This is a genomic window from Streptomyces erythrochromogenes, from assembly GCF_036170895.1.
Taxonomy (GTDB): domain Bacteria; phylum Actinomycetota; class Actinomycetes; order Streptomycetales; family Streptomycetaceae; genus Streptomyces; species Streptomyces erythrochromogenes.
In genome coordinates, this window is sequence record NZ_CP108036.1 from 224,466 (window position 1) to 241,801 (window position 17,336).

Sequence of the window (17,336 nt, forward strand, 5' to 3'; positions counted from 1 at the left end):
GGTGGCGAACGCTCATCCCAGGGAGGCCCCGGTTGCCTCCAGGAGGCACGGTGGAAGATAGTTTCCTGAGTGCAACTGTTTTCAACACGATGAGGTGAGGGGTCCGCACAGCGGGCCTTCTATGTGTGGTGAATGACACCGACGCAGTCCCTGCCGCGTCCACGATGAGGTTTCCGTGGCCCGGCGCCCCCTACCCGGTGCTGGTCGCGGACGACCGGGCGGTCGTGACGGTGCTCAACGACACGGCCGGCTTGGTCTTCCCCCAGGCACGTCCCGGCGTTTCGATGGTTGAGGCCGTGCCGGACTGGCTCTCTTCGGCCCACCAGGCCGTGACAACGTCATCGCCCCGGGGGCTGGAATCCGGGCAGACAGTCCAGGGGCCCGTCGGGGAGCGCACGTTCGAGGCGCACCCGATCGCGCAGGGAGAGGGGGCGGTGGCGTGGTGGCTGGTCGACGACACCGACCTCCGCCTGGCCCGTAGGGCCCTGCAGGTGGAGAAGGAGCGCACCGCGTTCCTGACGCAGGCTTCCAACCTGCTGTTGTCGTCCCTGAACCTGGAACGGTGCATGGACGTCACGGCTCAGATGGCCGCTGAGCACCTCGCGGACGCGGCGCTGGTGATCGCCCCGGCTCACGGTCGCATGCTGCCGGTGGTTTCCTGCCTGCGAGGCGGCACGCCGGCTAGGACGTCGCTGGCGACCGATCCGTCCCTGGTGCCCGGCCTGAGCGAGGCGCTCCAGGGGTTCCCGCCGGTTCCGTCCCGGTGGATCGATCCTGCGGCTGCACCTGCCTGGTTGCTTCCGGAAGGCTTCGGCACGGTCGGCTCGATCGTCATCACCCCGTTGCCCGGCCATGGTGTGCCCGCCGGTGTACTGGTGCTGCTGCGCCGTAGCGACCATGCGGCATTCACCGAGGGTGAGGAGGTGTTCGCGCGGCTGTTCGCGGCTCGCGCGGGCGCTGCGATGTCGGCAGCTCGTCTGTACGCCGAGCAGGCGTCGATAACCGAGATCCTGATGCGCGAGCTTCTGCCCCCCACCCTGCACCAGATCTCCGGTGTGGATTTCGCGGGCGGCTACCGGCCCTCGAAGGATCACGAGCGGGTCGGCGGGGACTTCTACGACGTCCACCCCGCAACCGTGGAAGGTGACGCCTCCCTCGTGGTCCTCGGCGATGTGTGCGGCAAGGGCCTGCAGGCCGCCGTGATGACGGGCAAGATCCGCAACACGCTGCACGCCCTGCTGCCGATGGCGGGCGACCACCAGCGGATGCTGAGCCTGCTCAACACCTCACTGCTGAACATCGAGAACGCCCGGTTCGCCACGATGGTATTGGCCTCCGCGGCCCGGACCGGCAGTTCCGTCCAGCTGCGACTGACCAGCGCCGGCCATCCCGCTCCGCTGATCCTGCGTTCCGATGGCCGGGTCGAGGAAGTCTCCACCCGCGGCACCCTCGTTGGCGTTCTCCCGAACCTGGTCACCCAGACGGCGAAGGTCACCCTGGAGCCCGGCGATGCCTGCTTCCTGTACACAGACGGCATCAGCGAGGCCCGGGGCGGCCCCCTGGGCGACGCCATGTTCGGCGAGGAACGCCTGAAACTGGCTCTGTCCGAGTGCGCGGGCATGCCCGCCGAAGCAGTGGTGGAGCGGGTCCAGATGCTCGCCTCCCAATGGCTGGGCAGCGGCAAGCACGACGACATGGCCGTTGTTGTGATCTCCGCCCCGCGAACCAACCACCTCAGCGCCGTGAACGGCCGTACCCGGGGCAGATTCACCGCATGAACTCCGTCACCGTGTGCACACCGCAGCAGCTGGTCACCGAGCTGTGGGATGCGGTCCTCGCTCTCGATGAGCCGTCCGCCCTGGCGATAGTGCTTGGTGCCCTGGACAACGGCATGGGAGCCGAGAGCGCCCTGCTCGACGTGATCGCCGCTGTACAGGGGCGGGTGGGTGAGGAGTGGGCGGCCAACCGGATCACCGTCGCGCAGGAGCACGCCGCGACCGCGATCAACGAGCGGGCCGTCGCCGCCCTGGCCCGCCACGCCGGCGCCTGTACGTCGTCGGCCCGAGGTCGGATCACGGTCGCTTGCGTGGACGGTGAATGGCACGCCCTGCCAGCCCGCCTGTTGGCCGAGGTGCTGCGGCTGCGCGGCTGGCACGTCGACTACCTCGGCGCCCAGGTCCCCACGCCCCACCTGATTGCGCACCTGCACCGCACCGGCCCGGAGGCAGTGGCCCTGTCCAGTTCGATCCCCACCCGGCTGCCCGCCGCGCACGCGACGATAACCGCCTGCCAGGCCGCAGGCATCCCCGTCATGGTCGGCGGAGCCGCCTTCGGGCCAGTCGGGCAGTACGCGCGCCTCCTGGGTGCGGACGCCTGGGCACCTGATGCCCGTACCGCGGCCGACGACCTGGCCCGCCACCCACTGCCCCGCCCACAGCCCGGCCACCAGCCCATCGACGACCTTCCCCACCTGAGCGACCAGGAGTACACCCTCGTCGCGCGCACCCGCCTTGCGTTGGTGCGTACGGTGCTCGTCGGCTTGGAAGAGGCCTACCCGGCGATGCGCGGCTACACCGAGAGCCAGCGCGAGCGGACGGCCGAAGACCTCTCCCACATCGTGGAGTTCCTCGCCACCGCCCTCTACACCGACGACGCCGAGCTGTTCTCCCGCTTCCTGTTGTGGACCGCGGACGTCCTGGGCGCCCGCCGCGTCCCCGCCCACTCCCTGCTGCCCGCCCTGGACCTCCTGGGCCAGGAGCTGAAGGACTTTCCCCGCGCCGCCGAAACGCTCCGAGCCGGTGCCGCCCGCTTGACCAGTACACCTCTCACCGCCCCGGGGACCGCCTCATGACCCTCCACCCACCCATGCCCCTGCGTCTGACACACCTGGAGGGTCCGGGTGCCGCGCGTTTCGAACTGCACGGTGACCTCGACCACTACTGGGCAGACCTCCTGCTGGAGGCTGTGGAGACGGTGCTGTCCGACTACGGCGGCCTGCGGGACGTGCACCTGCAGTGTGCGGGGCTGACCGCGGTCGACTCCTCAGGGCTGTCTGCTCTGCTGATGATCCGCCGCCGCACAGGGGCTGCCGGCGTGCGCCTGCACATCCAGGAGCGGCCCCTGTGCCTGGAGCGGCTCCTGGAACTGACCGGCACCATCGAGTACCTCACCACCCCGGAAGCAGGTGCCCGGGAGCAGCGTTCCGCCGTTACGGAAGCTCCGATATCGGGCCGCTCCAACACACCGGAAGGCCTCTGACCCGGCGGTCCGCTGCGGCTACTGCGCGTCGTCCGGTCTGCCGTGCCAATCGAGACACACGACCATGGCGTCGTCGTCGGCTTCGATGGCCCCGCGGTGACCGGCAAGTTCGTGCAGAACGGCACGGGGGACCTGCGACGCGGGCAGGAGGCGTGTGCTGGTCAGGGCGCGGGCCAGCGCATGATCGCTGTAGCGCTCGCCGACCGGCGAGGCGACGTTGTAGACGCCGTCGCTGACAAAGACGAGGCGGTCACCCGGCTCGGTCCGGAACTCCTGGGCGGTGTAGAGGGTGTCCTCGAACATGCCGAGCGGCAATTGGGCGTCCAGCTCGATCTGCTCGACCTTGCCGGACCGCAGCCGCCACATCTTCGGGGAACCTGCGTCCACGATCTCGGTGGCGCCGGTGGCCAGGTCGAAGCGCAGCAGCAGGACCGACAGGTGCTGGCGCCCTCGGTACTGGCCGTAGATGGCCTGGTCCGCGAGGTAGGCCTGGTCGGTCAGGGACAGCCCCGCCCGGCGGCCGTTGCGCAGAGCGTTGACCGCGAGGTTGGTGAGCAGGGCTGCCTCGATCCCCTCGCCCATGCCGTTGGACAGGCTCAGGGTGAGGTGGTCCGCGGAGGTCGACCAGTCGAAGTTGTCGCCGTAAATCGCGTAGGCGGGCTCCAGCTGGGCGCCGATCTCGTACTCGGGTCGCATGCAGGAGCGGCCCGGCAGCAGCTGCCACTGCATCTCGGCAGCCAGCGTCAGCCGGGTGGCACGACGGGCCTGCAGGTAGAGGTCCGTGTCCCGCTCGCTCACCAGGATCTCGTGGCCCAGCACCTCACCGATCTCCAGGAGCTCCCGCTCGGTGTCGGCGTCCAGCCGCTCTGCAGGCAAGGTCACGGACAGGACACCGATGCGGTCGCCGCGGACACTCACAGGCAGGTGCACTTTGACGGAGTCGGCCTCGGGAAGGTCCTCGGTGTGCGGCTGTTGCCAGTTGAATGCCCGCCCGGCAGCACTGGTGTGCACCCGGAGGGGTTCCATCGTGTACGGCAGCGTAGCGACCGGTTGCAGTATGGTCGTCGCGTAATCAGCCATGAGCAGGGTCACATCCGCAGCCCCGTAGTACGCGCCCAGCCCCTCGTTGAGGACGCCGGGAAGCGCATCCGGCGTGGCGGAGCGCAGAGCGCGCTCGACCGCGGTGAATCTGTCCATCGTTCGGTTACCGCCTAGTCTTGAAACGTATTACGAAAGGGAGCTCCGTCCATGTCACCGCGCCCTGAGGAGGCCTTGCGGCACAGCAGCGCTGAGCATGCCGCCAGTACGGCCCGCGGAGCGATCGAGATCCTTGAGGTGATGTGGTCGCAGGCAGAAAGCGCCTCGCCGGCGCCTCTGTCCCTCACCCAGGTTCGAGTGCTCTACGTACTGGAGCAGGAGTGCATGGTCAATCTGCGGACGCTGGCAGAGAAGCTGAACACCACGCCGTCAGCGGTGAGTCGCATGTGTGACCGACTGGGCGCGGCCGGCTTCATCGACCGGGACCACAATCCCGCCGACCGCCGCGAGCTGGAGCTGCGCATCTCCCGCCGGGGCGCGGACTACCTCGCAGGGCTACGTGCCCGACGCGAGGAGATCCTGAGCGCGCTGCTGGAGAAGATGACTCCCCTGGACCGGGCCGCGCTGGTGCGCGGGCTGTCCGCGGTACAGGCCGCCGCCGAGAAGGCAGACCCTCGCCGAGTAGGACCAGCCGCCAGCCCGGCGGAGTCGGCTTGATGCAGGCAGCTGCCCGAACCGTCCACCGTTCCACCTTCCCGCAGTGGCACAGGGCCCCTGGCTCACGCCTGCATCGTCAGATTTACGCCTGCCGGAAATAGTAGTCAACTGACACCCGTCCCGGGGCGGTGACGTACTCCGGCACAAGAGCCTGAACGCCCTGTTCGTTCGACGCGACCTACCTCGACCGGCCGTCGAAGACCGGGGCACCAGGCGGCCACGGCCGTACGTACTCTCCATGTGCGACGAGACCCAGGATCTCGCGGAGGTCCTGATCGGGCGACGTTGACCACTACCCGAGCGCTCGAGGCCGGTGGACGGCATGCGCAACGATCTGCACCCGCCCCCGGCACTGTCTCGCTGCACGCGCTCCAGCGCATGGCAGAGGCTGGTCACATGGTCGGCCCGTTCATCACGAACAACTTCGACGGATTGGGCGCGCGTCGGGTTCGAGGAGCAGTTCATGCGCCGCTACGACCAGCGGATCCCGCCGGTCACCTTCCACCCCGGCTCGAAGGCCCTGTCGTGATCGGGCTGCACGCCGACCGGCGGTGGGTGGCCAGGCGGGCCCGCGCGGCCGGACTCAAGGTGTTTCTCGTCGACCCGGTGGGATTCCCCCGTTCGGACGGCTCGTGGTTCGACTACCCACTGGAGGCGCCGCAGACCGGTGACGTGGTCGTACGGCAGACGGCCGCCGCGATCAGCGAGCTGGCGCGGCTGCTGAACCTCGACACAGACAACACGTGAGATTCGGGGCCGGGGAACGGCGCTAGCCTCTGGACTCGTTCCCCGGCCCCGCCACGCGGGCCCCTCCCAGGATGAGAGTCAAGGAATGCGTGTTTCAGTGATCGGCTGCGGGCACCTCGGCATCCCGCACGCGGCGGCGATGGCCGAACTGGGTCACGAAGTCATCGGTGTGGACGTCGACCAGGCCAAGGTCGACAGCCTGAACTCCGGCCACTGCCCCATCTACGAGACCGGACTACCCGAGCTGCTCTCCCGCCACACCGGGAGCGGACGCCTGCGGTTCACGACCGACATCCGGGAGGCCGCCGAGTTCGCCGAGCTGCACTTCATCGGTGTCGGTACGCCGATCGACGCGGACGGCCGCTCCTACGACACCGGGCAGGTGTACGGCGCCATCCGCCAGCTCGCCCCTCTCCTGACGCGGCCGTGCACGATCGTCGGCAAGAGCACCGTGACCGTCGGCACCACCGCTCAGGTCACGGCTCTCGCCCAGCGCCTTGCTCCGGCTGGCCAGCACGTCGAGGTCGTGTGGAATCCCGAGTTTTTGCGCGAGGGGCACGCGGTGGAGGACACGCTCCGCCCGGACCGGCTCATCGCCGGCGTCACCAGCGCCGAGGGGGAGAAAGCGATCCGTGCCGTGTACGCGCCGATCCTGGTCGCCGGTGTCCCGATCTTCGTCACCGACCCGCAGACCGCAGAACTCGCCAAGGGCGCCGCGAACACCTTCCTCGGCCTGAAGATCAGCTACATCAACGCCGTCGCCGACATGTGCCAAGCCGCCGGGGGCGACGTCTCCCAGATCGTGGAGATCCTCGGCATCGACCCTCGGATCGGCACCGGCGGCATGAGGCCCGGCATCGGCTACGGCGGTGGCTGCCTCCCCAAGGACGTCCGTGCCTTCACCGCCTCCGCCCGCCAGCTCGGCGCCGAACAGGCGGCCACCCTCCTGCGTGCAGCCGAGAAGATCAACGAGAGCCGCACCGACGTCGCCATGGACCTCATCCGCCAGGCTCTGGGCGACCGACCGGTCAGGGGGACCCGGGTCACCGTGTGGGGCGCCGCGTTCAAGCCCGGCACCAACGACGTACGTGAATCCCCAGCCCTCGCCCTCGCCCACGCCCTCCAGCAGGCCGGTGGCAACGTCACCGTTCACGACCCGCAGGCTGTGGCCTCCGCCATGACCCGCAACCCGGAGCTGGACTACACCAGCGACCTGGCCGCATCCGTCGACGGAGCCGAACTCGTCGTCCTGGCCACCGAGTGGCCGGAGTACCGGCAGGCCGACCCCCAGGCTCTCGTAGACCGTCCGGCCAACCCCCTGCTCGTCGACTGCCGCACCACCCTCGACCCCGAGCCCTGGCGCACGGCCGGCTGGACTCTCCACCAGCTTGGACGACCCGGCAAGTAGAACCGGCGGTCCCCGAGGATGAGGCCCGCATCACATCATCAACGCCCTCGAAAGCCGGAGGTGCCCTGCCATGACCAGTGCCGACTTCGTTCTTCGTGGTGCCGAGGACTCCGACGCCCGCCCCGCGGCCGATCTGTGGCTGCGTTCCTTCGTCGCCCCTCTGCCGACCGTGCGCTGCGCCCACGACGAAGCCGACGTACGCGACTGGTTCGCCCGCGTGCTCGTGCAGCGGCCGCACCTCGCCGATCGCGCGGGTGATTGTGGACCGGTCGACGCCGAACCAGCAGGCCAGCACGTCGTGAGGGGCACCGTGGCGAAGGTGGACGAGCGTGGCCAGGAGCCGGTCGACAAAGACCAGCTGGTGCTTTGCGCCGGCGCCCACGGCTCGCTTGCGTGGCCTGGCCTGGCCTGGCCTGGACTCCAGTCTCGCCTGGTGCCGCTCATGCCATAACGGACCTGCCTCGGCGACGAGTTCGGCGATCACATCAGCCGACAGACCTGTGATCCGCCGATCGCTGATGATCGCTGCACGAGTCACTGTCCCCACCACATGAACATGATCAGGGATCAAGATCCAGCGCCGCACCGCCAACCATGCACGAGCTCGTTAGGTGACGGACAGCGCTACGTATCCCAACTCGGCGAGAGCATCGGCCCGGCGGCCTCGACGTCGCTGGCCCCGCGTGCCCTCTGGCCCGAGCAGCACCGCGGGCGGGCGGTCGACACCGGCCGGGAGCGCGAGGTGCCCGATCATCGTCAAACCATCGGCCGGGTACTCGACCGTGAGCATGGTCACCGTGCTTCGCCCTCATGGTGGCCGCTGCCGCTGGTGCATGGGCGGGTCGGAGCAACTGGTCGTAGTGAGACACCGAGGGCAGATGGCGTGAGTGGGTCAGTTGCGGCGGGTGAGGGATTCCGGAGCGCCCACCGACTGAGCCCCCTCCGACTCCAGGGCCAGGCGGTCGGGCTGCGTCAGGGTCAGGACGTAGAGGTTGCCCCGGGGACACTCGAAGGTGGCCGTGCGATCGGTCGGGTGGCTGGTCACCGCGGCGAAAACAGCGGAGTCCTGACGGATCTGCCGCAACTCCAGCGCCTCGGTACAGCCCAAGTTCCGCCCTGTAACCAGCTCCTTGACATCACTGACCTGCCGGCCCACCAGCTCGCCGACCGCCGCGGCACTCAGGTTGACCGTGACCGAGAACGGGCCCGTCCTCGCCCGGGTGATCCCGTCCGCGTCCGGCGTCCCGGGTCCGGTACCGGACCAGGTCCCCACCCACGAGGCGGGCAGCACAACCGTCCCCGACGCGGATGCGGAGGCAGAGGCGGCCGGTGTCGGCACGTCCTTGCCGCCGCCGTCACGGTCGCGGTCGCCGTCCATGAGGAACCGGAGCGGGAACGCAGCCAGGCCCCCCAGGACGGCGACCGCGCCGGCCGCGGCGAACAGCCGGCCCCGGCCGGACGCCCGCCCGGCACCGGGCGCAGCAGGAGCCGTGGGAGACGACGGCACAGCCGGCGAACCCGCCGGCACAGGCGGCACCGGCACCGGCGGGGGTGGTGGGGTGAGGAGGCGGGCCAGCTCGCTCTCCCGGCGGGCCACGTCCTCGGCCAGGGCAGCCGGCACCACCGTCTCCCACTCCCCCAGCCCCCGCCCGTCCGCAATGGCGGTCAGACGCCGGTGGAGTTCCACGGCAGTGGGCCGCAGGGCCGGATCCTTGGCCAGACACTCCCCCACCAGAACGGCCAGATCCTGCGGGACACCCTCCAGACCAGGCTCGTCATGCACGATCCGGTACAGCAAAGCCGGCAGCTGCAACTCCTCACCCGCAGCCAGGAACGGGCCCCGCCCAGTCGCCGCGTGGACGAGGACCGCCGCCAGAGAGAACACATCCGCCCCAGCCAGCACCACAGCACCAGTGGCCTGTTCCGGAGCCAGATAACCGGGGGTGCCGATGACCGCACCGGTCTGCGTGTAACGGGCATCGCGCACCCCGCGGGCGATCCCGAAATCGATCAGGAAAGGCCGCTCGCGGCCCAGCAGCACGTTGGCCGGCTTGATGTCACGATGGACAACCCCGGCCGCCTGCACCGTGACCAACGCAGCCGCCAGCTCCCGGGCCAGACAGTACAAGGCGGGCACTGGCAGCGGCCCCTGCCGGTGAACCCAGTCAGCCAACGACGGCGCCGCCACATACTCCGTCGCCAGCCACTGCGGCGCAGCCCCCGGCGGACTGAAATCGACCACCGAGACCGTCCACGCACCCCTCACCCGGTCGCTCGTACGAATCTCCCGATCGAAACGCTCAGCGAAACCCGCCTGCTGACTCAGATCCCGGTGCACGGTCTTCAACGCCAACGGCCGACCCGAGACCGTGCGGGCCAGGAACACCTCGCCCATCCCGCCCTCACCCAAACGCCCCAGCAGCCGGTAACCACCGATCTCCGACGGATCATCGGGCCGCAAGCCCTCCACCGACGCCACCCCCAACCTCCACGCCCGATACCGCCGCGCCCGATACGGGCCGCCCTGATCACGCCACCCTAAAGGCCCCCACGCGCCACAAGGCAGAGTCAGGGTTCAGCGAGCTGCCCGCTGGTCATACACGACCAGCGACAACGCCCGCACCGCGGCATGCGCACGCCCGGGATCCGCGCCCTCGTCGACCGCCTCCAACGCAGCAGCCGCCGAGACCCGCACGGCTTGCGGCAGCCCCTCATGCGCACAGACCCGGTAGGCGACACCTCTCCGCGCAGCACGCTCCTCCTCACTGACCCCGAAAGCCGTCAGCGGGAAAGCCGCCGCTTGATACGTCGCCACACTCACCAAAACCGCGTCCGCGACCCCCTCCGCATAGCCACCCACCACCACATCGCCAGAACCCGCAACGGAACCAAAGTCAGGACCGGGACCGTCGGCGGGAACGGACCCAGGACCGGGCGCAGGCCTGGGACCGGAAGCAGGAACGGGAGCAGCACCGGGGCGGGGGCCAGGACCGGGGCCGGGGCCGGGGCCGGGGCCGGGAACGAGGGTGGGGTCGGGGCGGAGGAAAGCGGCCACATGCCGGCGCGACAGGAAGGACCCGACTCCCGCACCCAGCCCCGCCGCCACCGCAGCCAACACCCCCAGAACCCGTCCACCCAGCAGCCACCCGAAACAGCCCCCGCCCGCCACCCCGCACGTCACCAGCACAAACGTGATCATCAAATGGATACGGGCCACGGGCGAAAAGCTCATACCCAGCAGTATGCACAGCCACCCCGCCCACACCCACCACCCGCAAACAAGCCCACTCCACCCACCGGCACCGGCCGCCGCCCCAGCCCCCGAGACCCGCGTGCGTCGGCCGAAGGCCCTCGGACCAGGTATCGGTCCTGGCCAGAGGCCAGGCAGGGTCGAGGGTGATCTTCCTGTCCGGCGCCGATTGATGCTCGGCGGCCGGTCCGGAAGGACGTCGAGTCGCTCGGACAGCTCGCGGGCGCCGGATGTGTCCAGAACCACCGATCGTCTTCGGGCCCACCTGGTACTGCCGGGCGAGGGCCTTGACGGCGGTGCCCCCACCGAACACCTCGACCGTCTTCGCCGCCTGGTTCGGGTCGAGCACGGCGCGGCGGCCTAGCTACTCGCTGATCGGGTCGGGCCGGAGCACCAGCAGGTCGATGCCGGACAGCAGGCCGGACTCCGCCTGGAGGTGCAAGCCGCGGCGGATGAGCTCCGGCCGCAGGACCACGGTGCTGGCGACGGAGCGAAAGGGGCGGGCGGCGTCGGTGCTGCGGATGGTGTCACCGACGGCCGCCTTGCGCGAGAGCCGGGTGAAGCCGGCACGTCGAGAGAGCGTTGGCGTGGCGGTGGCGGGGACCCCCCAGACGGGGGCCGGTGGCCAACAGCGCGGCCTGCCGTTGGCGGGCACCGTTCCGCTTGTCAGTGGAGGCGGAGGTGGATGCGGTCGGCCCTGCCCGATCGGTTTCCCTTCCCGGGTCGCCGGTATGGCTCTCAGGAGTCTTGTGCGGGGTTCATATAGACGTCGGGAGTAGGTCGGCGGGGATCCGGCCGACGGCGATGGCGACCGCTTCGGCGGCTGTGGTGACGTGATGCAGGGCGGGGCCGTTCCACCACTCTCTGATGGTGTAGTCGCCGGTTCCCCGGGGTGCGTGGATCGAGACGAAGGGCGGGGAGAACGGGACGTCAGGCGTAGAACCAGGCGCTGGCGATTGAGTACCTGAATACGGCCAGCGATGCCCCTGCGGATCCAGGAGCTCGCAATGCCAGCGGCTTGGGCCAAACCCTTCACCCCTGTCACGTCCAGAGGGTTCGGGGGGCCGTCGTGCCGCGTGGCGTCGCGCCGGAACTGGTACGTCGGTTCATCGGAATCTATGCGTCCTCCTCGGGTGGCCGCCCAATCTTCCCGACGACATGGGCGAGCCTTCGCCGTAGGACTCGCCCACCTGCGGAGTGATCGAACGTGGCACCATCCCCGCGGTCGGTCGCCATCCGTTACGACGGAGAAAGGACGCACCCATGACACGGCTCACCACCCAGGTGGCCCTCGGCGAACTCTATGACCACGACCTGGACGCCCACTTCGACACCAGACAGCTGCGGGAAGGTCTCGCGGACGCAGTCTCCCCTGGCGAACTCGACAGGATCATCGCAGCGGTCGACGCAACTGGCGACGAGACCGTCAGCTACGAGACGGTCATTGCGCTCCTCGAGGCTCCTGAGCCGCATCGCCCACCCCGCAGGAACGGCGTGCCCTGACCAAGCCGGACGGTTCCGGCGCGGCACTCGCCCCCGCGGGCGGAGCCACTCTGCTCCTGCGGCGCCGGCGGACCAGACCCGGTTGCGCCCCACCCCGTGCGTCGACTCCGCTCCGGCAGCCGGCCCGGCGGAGCGAGGCAGGTGCGCGCCCTCGCCGCGCGAACGGACCGGCGCGCCACCCACCCCGAAGTCGCTCTCCACACCGCCTCAGTCCGCAACACGGCAGTCGGCGAGGCGATCGAGGCGGATCGTCAGAGACGGGTCCCGGTGGCCGCGCTGTCCGACAACAGCCGGTTCACGGGCGCGTCCTGCTTCCTCGGCGCGTTGCGCCCACTGCCGTGGCCCTTCACTGCGACCTCCACCGCCAGGTCGTCCAGGTCATGCGGCACTGACACCCGCAACCACCGGATGCCGGTACCGCGCCCCCGGCCGGGGCTCTCCTTGACATCCGCGCCCCCCTCGATCCACTATTCACTACTCAAATAGTGAAAGGGTGTTTGCCGGGATGATCGAATACCGGATCGACCGGCGCAGCGGGGTTGCCACCTACGTACAGATCGTCCAGCAGACCAAGCAGGCCTTGCGCCTGGGCCTGCTGGAGCCGGGCGACAAGCTTCCGGCTGCCCGAGAGGTCGTGGAGGCCACGGCAGTCAACCCGAACACCGTGCTCAAGGCCTACCGGGAACTGGAGCGCGAGGGCCTGGTCGAGGCCCGGCGAGGCCTCGGCACCTTCGTGCGCAGGTCACTCGGTGCCACACCGAGTGACTCTCCGCTGCGGGGCGAGCTCTCCGAGTGGGCGTCGCGCGCTCGAGCGGCCGGCCTGGAGCGGGATGACGTGGCAGCACTCTTCGCTGTCGTGCTGGACGAGCACTTCGATACCACCGAGAAGGAGCAGGATCACCGATGACGAGCACTGCCATCGAGGCAACCGGGCTGGGGAAGGTGTTCCGGCGGCGCGGCGGGTGGGCCCTGCGTGACTGCACGTTTCAGCTGCCGGCCGGACGTGTCAGTGCGCTCGTGGGGCCCAACGGCGCGGGCAAGTCGACGCTGCTGGCCCTGGCGGCGGGGCTGATCGCCCCCAGCGAGGGGGCGGTCACGGTGCTCGGCGGGCACCCGGCCCACGTGCGGCCGCGGATCGGCTACGTCTCCCAGGACAAGCCGCTGTACCCGCAGCTCACCGTCGCCGAGACGCTCCGTATGGGCGCCGATCTCAACCCCGACAGCTGGGACGCGGGCACCGCGGAGCGGGTCGCGGCGGGCGGTGGCCTGGACCTCGGAGCCCGTGTCCGCTCGCTGTCCGGCGGCCAGCGCACGCGCGTGGCGCTCGCCCTCGCCCTCGCCAAGCGGCCGGAACTGCTGCTGCTGGACGAGCCGGTGGCCGACCTCGACCCGCTGGCCCGGCACGAGCTGATGGGCACGCTCATGGCCACGGCCGCGCGGTACGGCACCACCATCGTGATGTCCTCACACGTCATCGCCGAACTGGAGGATTCCTGCGACCACTTGCTACTGATCGGCGACGGCCGGGTGCGTCTGGCGGGTGACATCGACGACTTGCTCGCCGTGCATTCCCTGATCACCGGGCCCGCACGGGAGGCCGCCACCGGCGCCGACTTCGAACTGGCCCCGCACACCACGGTGGAATCCCGTATCACCGGTCGCCAGGTCACCGCCCTCGTCCGCCCCGCAGGGCCGCTGCCCGCCGGCTGGCAGACGAACGACCTGTCCCTGGAGGCGCTGGTCCTCGCCCACCTGCGCAACCCGGCGGCGCCCCCGCTCACTCTCGGTCCCGTTTCCGCTTCTGATTCCGCTTCTGCCTCCCCCACGTCCCAGGAAGCGACTTCCGCCTCCGCCATGCCCCAGGAGGAGCCCGCATGACCGCCGTTGCCCCCACCGCTCCCGCGGCCACCCGGCATCCGTCCCCCGCGCCCCGTCTGACCCGGTGGCTGCTGCGCCTGCACCGGCCGGCGCTGTGCGTCTGGGTCGGGCTCGTGGTCCTGCTCTCGGCGGCGCTGCTGTGGCTGGGCGGCCCGCTCACCGACGCCTCCGCGGCGGCGTGGGAGCAGTACAACGCGTGCGCCGGGGCGTTGAATTGCGCCTACGACCAGCCCGCGATCATCCGCTACAAGGAGGTCTACTCCGCCACCACCTTCGCCGTCCTCGCCCTCCCCTTCCTCGTAGCCGCCTGGGCCGGGACCACGCTGACCAGCCGGGAACTGGAGACGGGCACCGCTCAGCTGACCTGGGCCCAGTCGGTTTCCCCGGTGCACTGGCTCACCGCCAAACTCGCCCTCCCGGCCGCCCTCGTCGTCGCAGGCACCGCACTGGTGGTCGCGCTGCACCACCTTGCCTGGTCGGCCGGGAAGGGCCGCATAGACACCGCGAAGTCCTGGTCCGACTTCCCGACCTTCTACGCGGGCGGGCCGCTCACGGTCGCCCTGGCCCTTCTGGGCCTCGTCGTCGGAGTCCTGACCGGTCTGCTCTGGCGCCGCTCCCTGCCCGCCCTCGGCACCTCCGTCGTCGCCACGACCGGCGTGTTCGCCATCGTCCACACGGCACTGCCCTACCTGTGGCCCAGCGTGACCCAGGTACCCAACCGGGGGCAGGGCGCTCCGTCAGGCACGGGGATCGTGGTCGACGAGGGCGTCCTCACCTCCACCGGCGCCCGCCTGCCGAACCCCTACTGCGGCGGCGACTTCTTCCCTGACTGCCGCACCACGTACGACAAGCTCGACGTCGTCGGCTACTACCGCGACTTCCACCCCCTCTCCCACTACTGGCCCCTCCAGCTCATGGCGACGGCCCTCACCTGCGCCATCGTCGCCGTACTGGTCTTCGCCGCCTACCGCGTGCTGAAGAGCTGCACGGGCGGCACCCCGCGCCGCGCGAGCACCACCGAGTGAGCGCCGCCCTGCGGCTCGTAGGCACTGCCTCGTAAGCACTGCCCCGTGAGCACCGGCTTGTAGGCACTGCCGCGTGAGTGCAGCCGTGCGAGTCCCTGTCCACGCCGTCCCCAGCCGCCCTGGCGAACCGGCGAACCGTGAACCGGCGGGCGGTACGAAGTCCCAGGCCGGGCGGGGGTCGGTCGCCGGGCACCGTCCCCGCGATCGCGCCTGCCCCGGCGCCTGCCACCGCGCCGTCGAGGCCCGCGCGGCATGTGTCCGGCTCCGCGTACGACGCCGCAGCGATGACGTCCCGGTCCCCGGCCAACAGCGGTGCCGCCACAGCCGTCGCCGTCGCACAGAACACCCCGCGCGCCGACGGGCAGTCGGGTTCATCGACACCGGACTCGGCGACGGAGCCGCGCCCCCCGGGGACCGGCGCGATGACGGTCGCCGGAGCCCGCGCCGGAGCAAGAACCGGACGTGCGGTGCGCGGTCTCCACACCGGGGAGCTCGCACCGCCGTCACGGACCGGGTACCGGAACCCGGTCCGTGACGGCGCCGTCGCTGTCGTCGGACCCGGCCACACCCCTCAAAGCCGTGATGCGAACCCCGCCGGAAGCACTCCGGTACCGCGGCACTCTCCCGCTTCCCTCTCATCCTCACCCCACCCTCACTTCGTCATGCCCTCATGCCCTCACCTCTCCTTCAAAGGTTGATGCCTGATGTCGCAAGCTGCTCGGAAACAGGAGCCTCGGTCTCGGTCTCGCTCCGCAGCCAAGCCCTTCGCCGGCGGACGACGGTGGGACCGGCTGGTACTGCTGGCGTGCACGGTGTCGGCGCTCGTGGTGGGGCTGGCTTCTCCCGACCACACCTCGCAGAAGGTGTGGGGCCTGGTCGGCGCGGCGGGATACGCCTGCGCGGCCCTGGTCGCGGCGCGGTCGTCCACGCCGTGGGCCCGCACTCCCGCCGTGGTCGCCGTCGCCGGTGCGGCGGCCGTACCGCTGCTGTACCTGTCGGTGATCGGCAGGGCGCAGATGGAGGTCGGCGTCGTGGAACGGGCGGCCGACCTGCTGTTCTCCACCGGAACTCCGTACAACCCCGCGCCGCACGCCGTACGGGACTTCAATCCCTACCTTCCCGGCATGGCGCTCTTCGGGATACCGCACCTGCTGTTCGGTGACACCCCGTTCGCCAGCGCCCGCGTGTGGTTCCTCGTCGTGTTCCTCGCGGCCGTAGCGGGAGCCGTGCGAGTGCTGACCAGGGGCGGGGGCCTCGCCACGGGGTCGAGCGGCACCGCGCGCGGCGCCACCGCCGGGCTGACGGGCGCCCTGTGGCTGATCGCCTGTCCTGTCGTCGCGCTGCCCCTGAGCATCGGCGGCGTGGACCCGCCGGTCATCGGACTGCTCTGCCTGGCCCTGGCCTTCACACAGCGGGGTCATGCCGGGCGCGCGGGCCTGGTCGTGGGGATAGCCGCCGCTCTGAAGTGGACCGCCTGGCCGGCCATCCCGGTGATCGTCGCCGTACTCGCCGTACGGAGCGGGAGGCGCGCCGCGTTCAGATGCGCTGCAGCGGCCACCGGGCTGGCCGCGCTGACCATCACACCCGCGGTGCTGGCCGACACCAGCGCCTTCTACCAGAACGTCGTCCTCTACCCGCTGGGCCTCGGCCCCACGGCGTCTTCCGCCCAGAGTCCTCTGCTCGGGCACCTGATCGTCTTGCTGCTTCCTCACGGCAAGGCAGTGACCACGGCGCTGATCGCGTTGAGCGCGGTGGGGGTGGGGGCGTCGCTGCTGGTCCGCCCGCCGCGGAGCATCGTCGCCGCCGCCGACAGGCTGGCCCTGGGGCTGCTCCTGGCGATAGCGCTGTCCCCGGCCACCCGCGTCGGCTACGCCGTCTACCCCATCGTCCTGATCGCCTGGCCCCGCTTCACCGCCCGGCTGTCGGCCGACCGCACCGCCACGCCCCACCCCGCGACCGAACCGCCGCACCACCGGCGGACCGTGGCGAGCCCCCTGTGCACCGCCGCCCAGGCCACGGCCGGCCCCCTGCCCCCGCACCACTCCCCGGTCGGCCGCGATGCCCAGCGCCGACCGCACCGGGAGCACCACGAAACCGGCGGGCGCCACCCGGTGGGCGCGGACGATTCCCGCGGAGCTGGTTGATCTCGTCACCGCAACACCCCTTCGGCAAGGAGCCGGCCACCAAAGGCGCCTGCTGCACCGCCTGCGCTGCTTTCCCGGCCGAGTCGAGGGGGCTGGACGGCCGGTGAAGTCGTTCGCGGCCCCTTTGAAGCAGCCGGTGTGGGCACGTAGCCCCTTGGGCACGACTGGCCACTACGTCGACTCCCACCCTCATGACCGTGTGTCGGTATCGGCGAAAGCATGTCCCCGGCGCCCAACGCGGCGCGTGAAGGTCGTGCGGGAGCGGGCCGATTCCGCCGGCGCGACGCTCATACGGGACATGACCGGTTCCCGTCAGGAGGTCGGAATCGCGCGCGGCACCCGCCGCCCGCGGCACACCTCGGAAAGGG

At 70.5% G+C, this 17,336-nt stretch carries 17 protein-coding genes and 2 pseudogenes; 12 read left to right on the plus strand and 7 right to left on the minus strand.

Features of this window, described 5'->3' with window-relative positions:
* Window positions 1-164: 164 nt before the first annotated feature.
* Genes OHA91_RS01050 through OHA91_RS01060 form a run of 3 tightly spaced genes read left to right on the plus strand, consistent with a single transcriptional unit; the run spans window position 165 to window position 3,258 of the window.
* Window positions 165-1,778, plus strand: a complete 1,614-nt coding sequence (locus OHA91_RS01050) for a PP2C family protein-serine/threonine phosphatase (RefSeq protein ID WP_408059223.1) — start codon at window positions 165-167, stop codon at window positions 1,776-1,778.
* Window positions 1,775-2,851 carry a cobalamin B12-binding domain-containing protein gene (locus OHA91_RS01055; protein WP_266496623.1) on the plus strand — a complete coding sequence of 359 codons (1,077 nt, stop codon included), beginning with the start codon at window positions 1,775-1,777 and terminating at the stop codon, window positions 2,849-2,851. Before OHA91_RS01050 ends, OHA91_RS01055 begins: the two co-directional genes overlap by 4 nt.
* A complete protein-coding gene (locus OHA91_RS01060; protein WP_328738318.1) occupies window positions 2,848-3,258 on the plus strand; it encodes an STAS domain-containing protein in 411 nt (136 codons plus the stop codon). Before OHA91_RS01055 ends, OHA91_RS01060 begins: the two co-directional genes overlap by 4 nt.
* Before the next feature lie 18 nt (window positions 3,259-3,276).
* Here OHA91_RS01060 and OHA91_RS01065 read toward each other — a convergent pair whose 3' ends face one another.
* A complete protein-coding gene (locus OHA91_RS01065; protein WP_266496619.1) occupies window positions 3,277-4,455 on the minus strand; it encodes a PP2C family protein-serine/threonine phosphatase in 1,179 nt (392 codons plus the stop codon).
* A gap of 141 nt (window positions 4,456-4,596) precedes the next feature.
* On the opposite strand from OHA91_RS01065, the gene OHA91_RS01070 reads away from it, so the two are divergent.
* The 4 genes from OHA91_RS01070 (at window position 4,597) to OHA91_RS01085 (ending at window position 7,168) form a co-directional block, all read left to right on the plus strand.
* Complete coding sequence (locus OHA91_RS01070) at window positions 4,597-5,013, plus strand: MarR family transcriptional regulator (RefSeq protein ID WP_266496962.1); 417 nt, start codon at window positions 4,597-4,599, stop codon at window positions 5,011-5,013.
* A 322-nt stretch (window positions 5,014-5,335) separates the two neighbouring features.
* Entirely contained in the window at window positions 5,336-5,542 is a 207-nt protein-coding gene (locus OHA91_RS01075) for a hypothetical protein (RefSeq protein WP_266496617.1), read from the plus strand.
* Window positions 5,539-5,760, plus strand: coding sequence for a hypothetical protein (locus OHA91_RS01080; RefSeq protein ID WP_266496615.1), 222 nt, complete (start codon window positions 5,539-5,541; stop codon window positions 5,758-5,760). The genes OHA91_RS01075 and OHA91_RS01080 overlap by 4 nt, the downstream gene beginning before the upstream one ends.
* Window positions 5,761-5,845: 85 nt before the next feature.
* On the plus strand, window positions 5,846-7,168 hold the full coding sequence (locus tag OHA91_RS01085) for a UDP-glucose dehydrogenase family protein (RefSeq protein ID WP_266496613.1): 1,323 nt from the start codon (window positions 5,846-5,848) through the stop codon (window positions 7,166-7,168).
* A gap of 277 nt (window positions 7,169-7,445) precedes the next feature.
* Here OHA91_RS01085 and OHA91_RS01090 read toward each other — a convergent pair.
* From OHA91_RS01090 to OHA91_RS39795, 5 genes and pseudogenes are all read right to left on the minus strand, one after another.
* Window positions 7,446-7,754, minus strand: a pseudogene (locus OHA91_RS01090) (transposase family protein); the annotation flags it as partial.
* Between the two features lie 30 nt (window positions 7,755-7,784).
* Window positions 7,785-7,958, minus strand: a pseudogene (locus tag OHA91_RS01095) (dienelactone hydrolase family protein); the annotation flags it as partial.
* A 102-nt stretch (window positions 7,959-8,060) separates the two neighbouring features.
* Window positions 8,061-9,647: a serine/threonine-protein kinase gene (locus tag OHA91_RS01100; protein WP_328738319.1), complete on the minus strand. Its 1,587-nt coding sequence runs from the start codon at window positions 9,645-9,647 to the stop codon at window positions 8,061-8,063.
* Window positions 9,648-10,782: 1,135 nt separating this feature from the next.
* Window positions 10,783-11,073 (minus strand): hypothetical protein, encoded by a 291-nt coding sequence (locus OHA91_RS01105; protein WP_266496606.1) that lies wholly within the window; start codon window positions 11,071-11,073, stop codon window positions 10,783-10,785.
* Between the two features lie 103 nt (window positions 11,074-11,176).
* Window positions 11,177-11,416 (minus strand): DUF6193 family natural product biosynthesis protein, encoded by a 240-nt coding sequence (locus OHA91_RS39795; protein ID WP_353963477.1) that lies wholly within the window; start codon window positions 11,414-11,416, stop codon window positions 11,177-11,179.
* 265 nt (window positions 11,417-11,681) lie between these two features.
* On the opposite strand from OHA91_RS39795, the gene OHA91_RS01110 reads away from it, so the two are divergent.
* Window positions 11,682-11,921 (plus strand): hypothetical protein, encoded by a 240-nt coding sequence (locus tag OHA91_RS01110; RefSeq protein ID WP_266496604.1) that lies wholly within the window; start codon window positions 11,682-11,684, stop codon window positions 11,919-11,921.
* A gap of 251 nt (window positions 11,922-12,172) precedes the next feature.
* On the opposite strand, the gene OHA91_RS01115 is transcribed toward OHA91_RS01110, so the two are convergent.
* Window positions 12,173-12,316 (minus strand): hypothetical protein, encoded by a 144-nt coding sequence (locus OHA91_RS01115; RefSeq protein WP_328738320.1) that lies wholly within the window; start codon window positions 12,314-12,316, stop codon window positions 12,173-12,175.
* A 110-nt stretch (window positions 12,317-12,426) separates the two neighbouring features.
* Between OHA91_RS01115 and OHA91_RS01120 the strand changes: the two genes are divergently transcribed.
* The 4 genes from OHA91_RS01120 (at window position 12,427) to OHA91_RS01135 (ending at window position 16,968) form a co-directional block, all read left to right on the plus strand.
* Complete coding sequence (locus OHA91_RS01120; protein ID WP_136233079.1) at window positions 12,427-12,828, plus strand: GntR family transcriptional regulator; 402 nt, start codon at window positions 12,427-12,429, stop codon at window positions 12,826-12,828.
* Entirely contained in the window at window positions 12,825-13,799 is a 975-nt protein-coding gene (locus OHA91_RS01125; protein ID WP_328738321.1) for an ABC transporter ATP-binding protein, read from the plus strand. Before OHA91_RS01120 ends, OHA91_RS01125 begins: the two co-directional genes overlap by 4 nt.
* Window positions 13,796-14,824 (plus strand): ABC transporter permease, encoded by a 1,029-nt coding sequence (locus tag OHA91_RS01130; RefSeq protein WP_328738322.1) that lies wholly within the window; start codon window positions 13,796-13,798, stop codon window positions 14,822-14,824. The genes OHA91_RS01125 and OHA91_RS01130 overlap by 4 nt, the downstream gene beginning before the upstream one ends.
* Before the next feature lie 827 nt (window positions 14,825-15,651).
* The gene (locus tag OHA91_RS01135; RefSeq protein ID WP_328738323.1) at window positions 15,652-16,968 is read left to right on the plus strand and encodes a glycosyltransferase family 87 protein; all 1,317 of its coding nucleotides are present in this window, start codon (window positions 15,652-15,654) and stop codon (window positions 16,966-16,968) included.
* Window positions 16,969-17,336 lie beyond the last annotated feature (368 nt).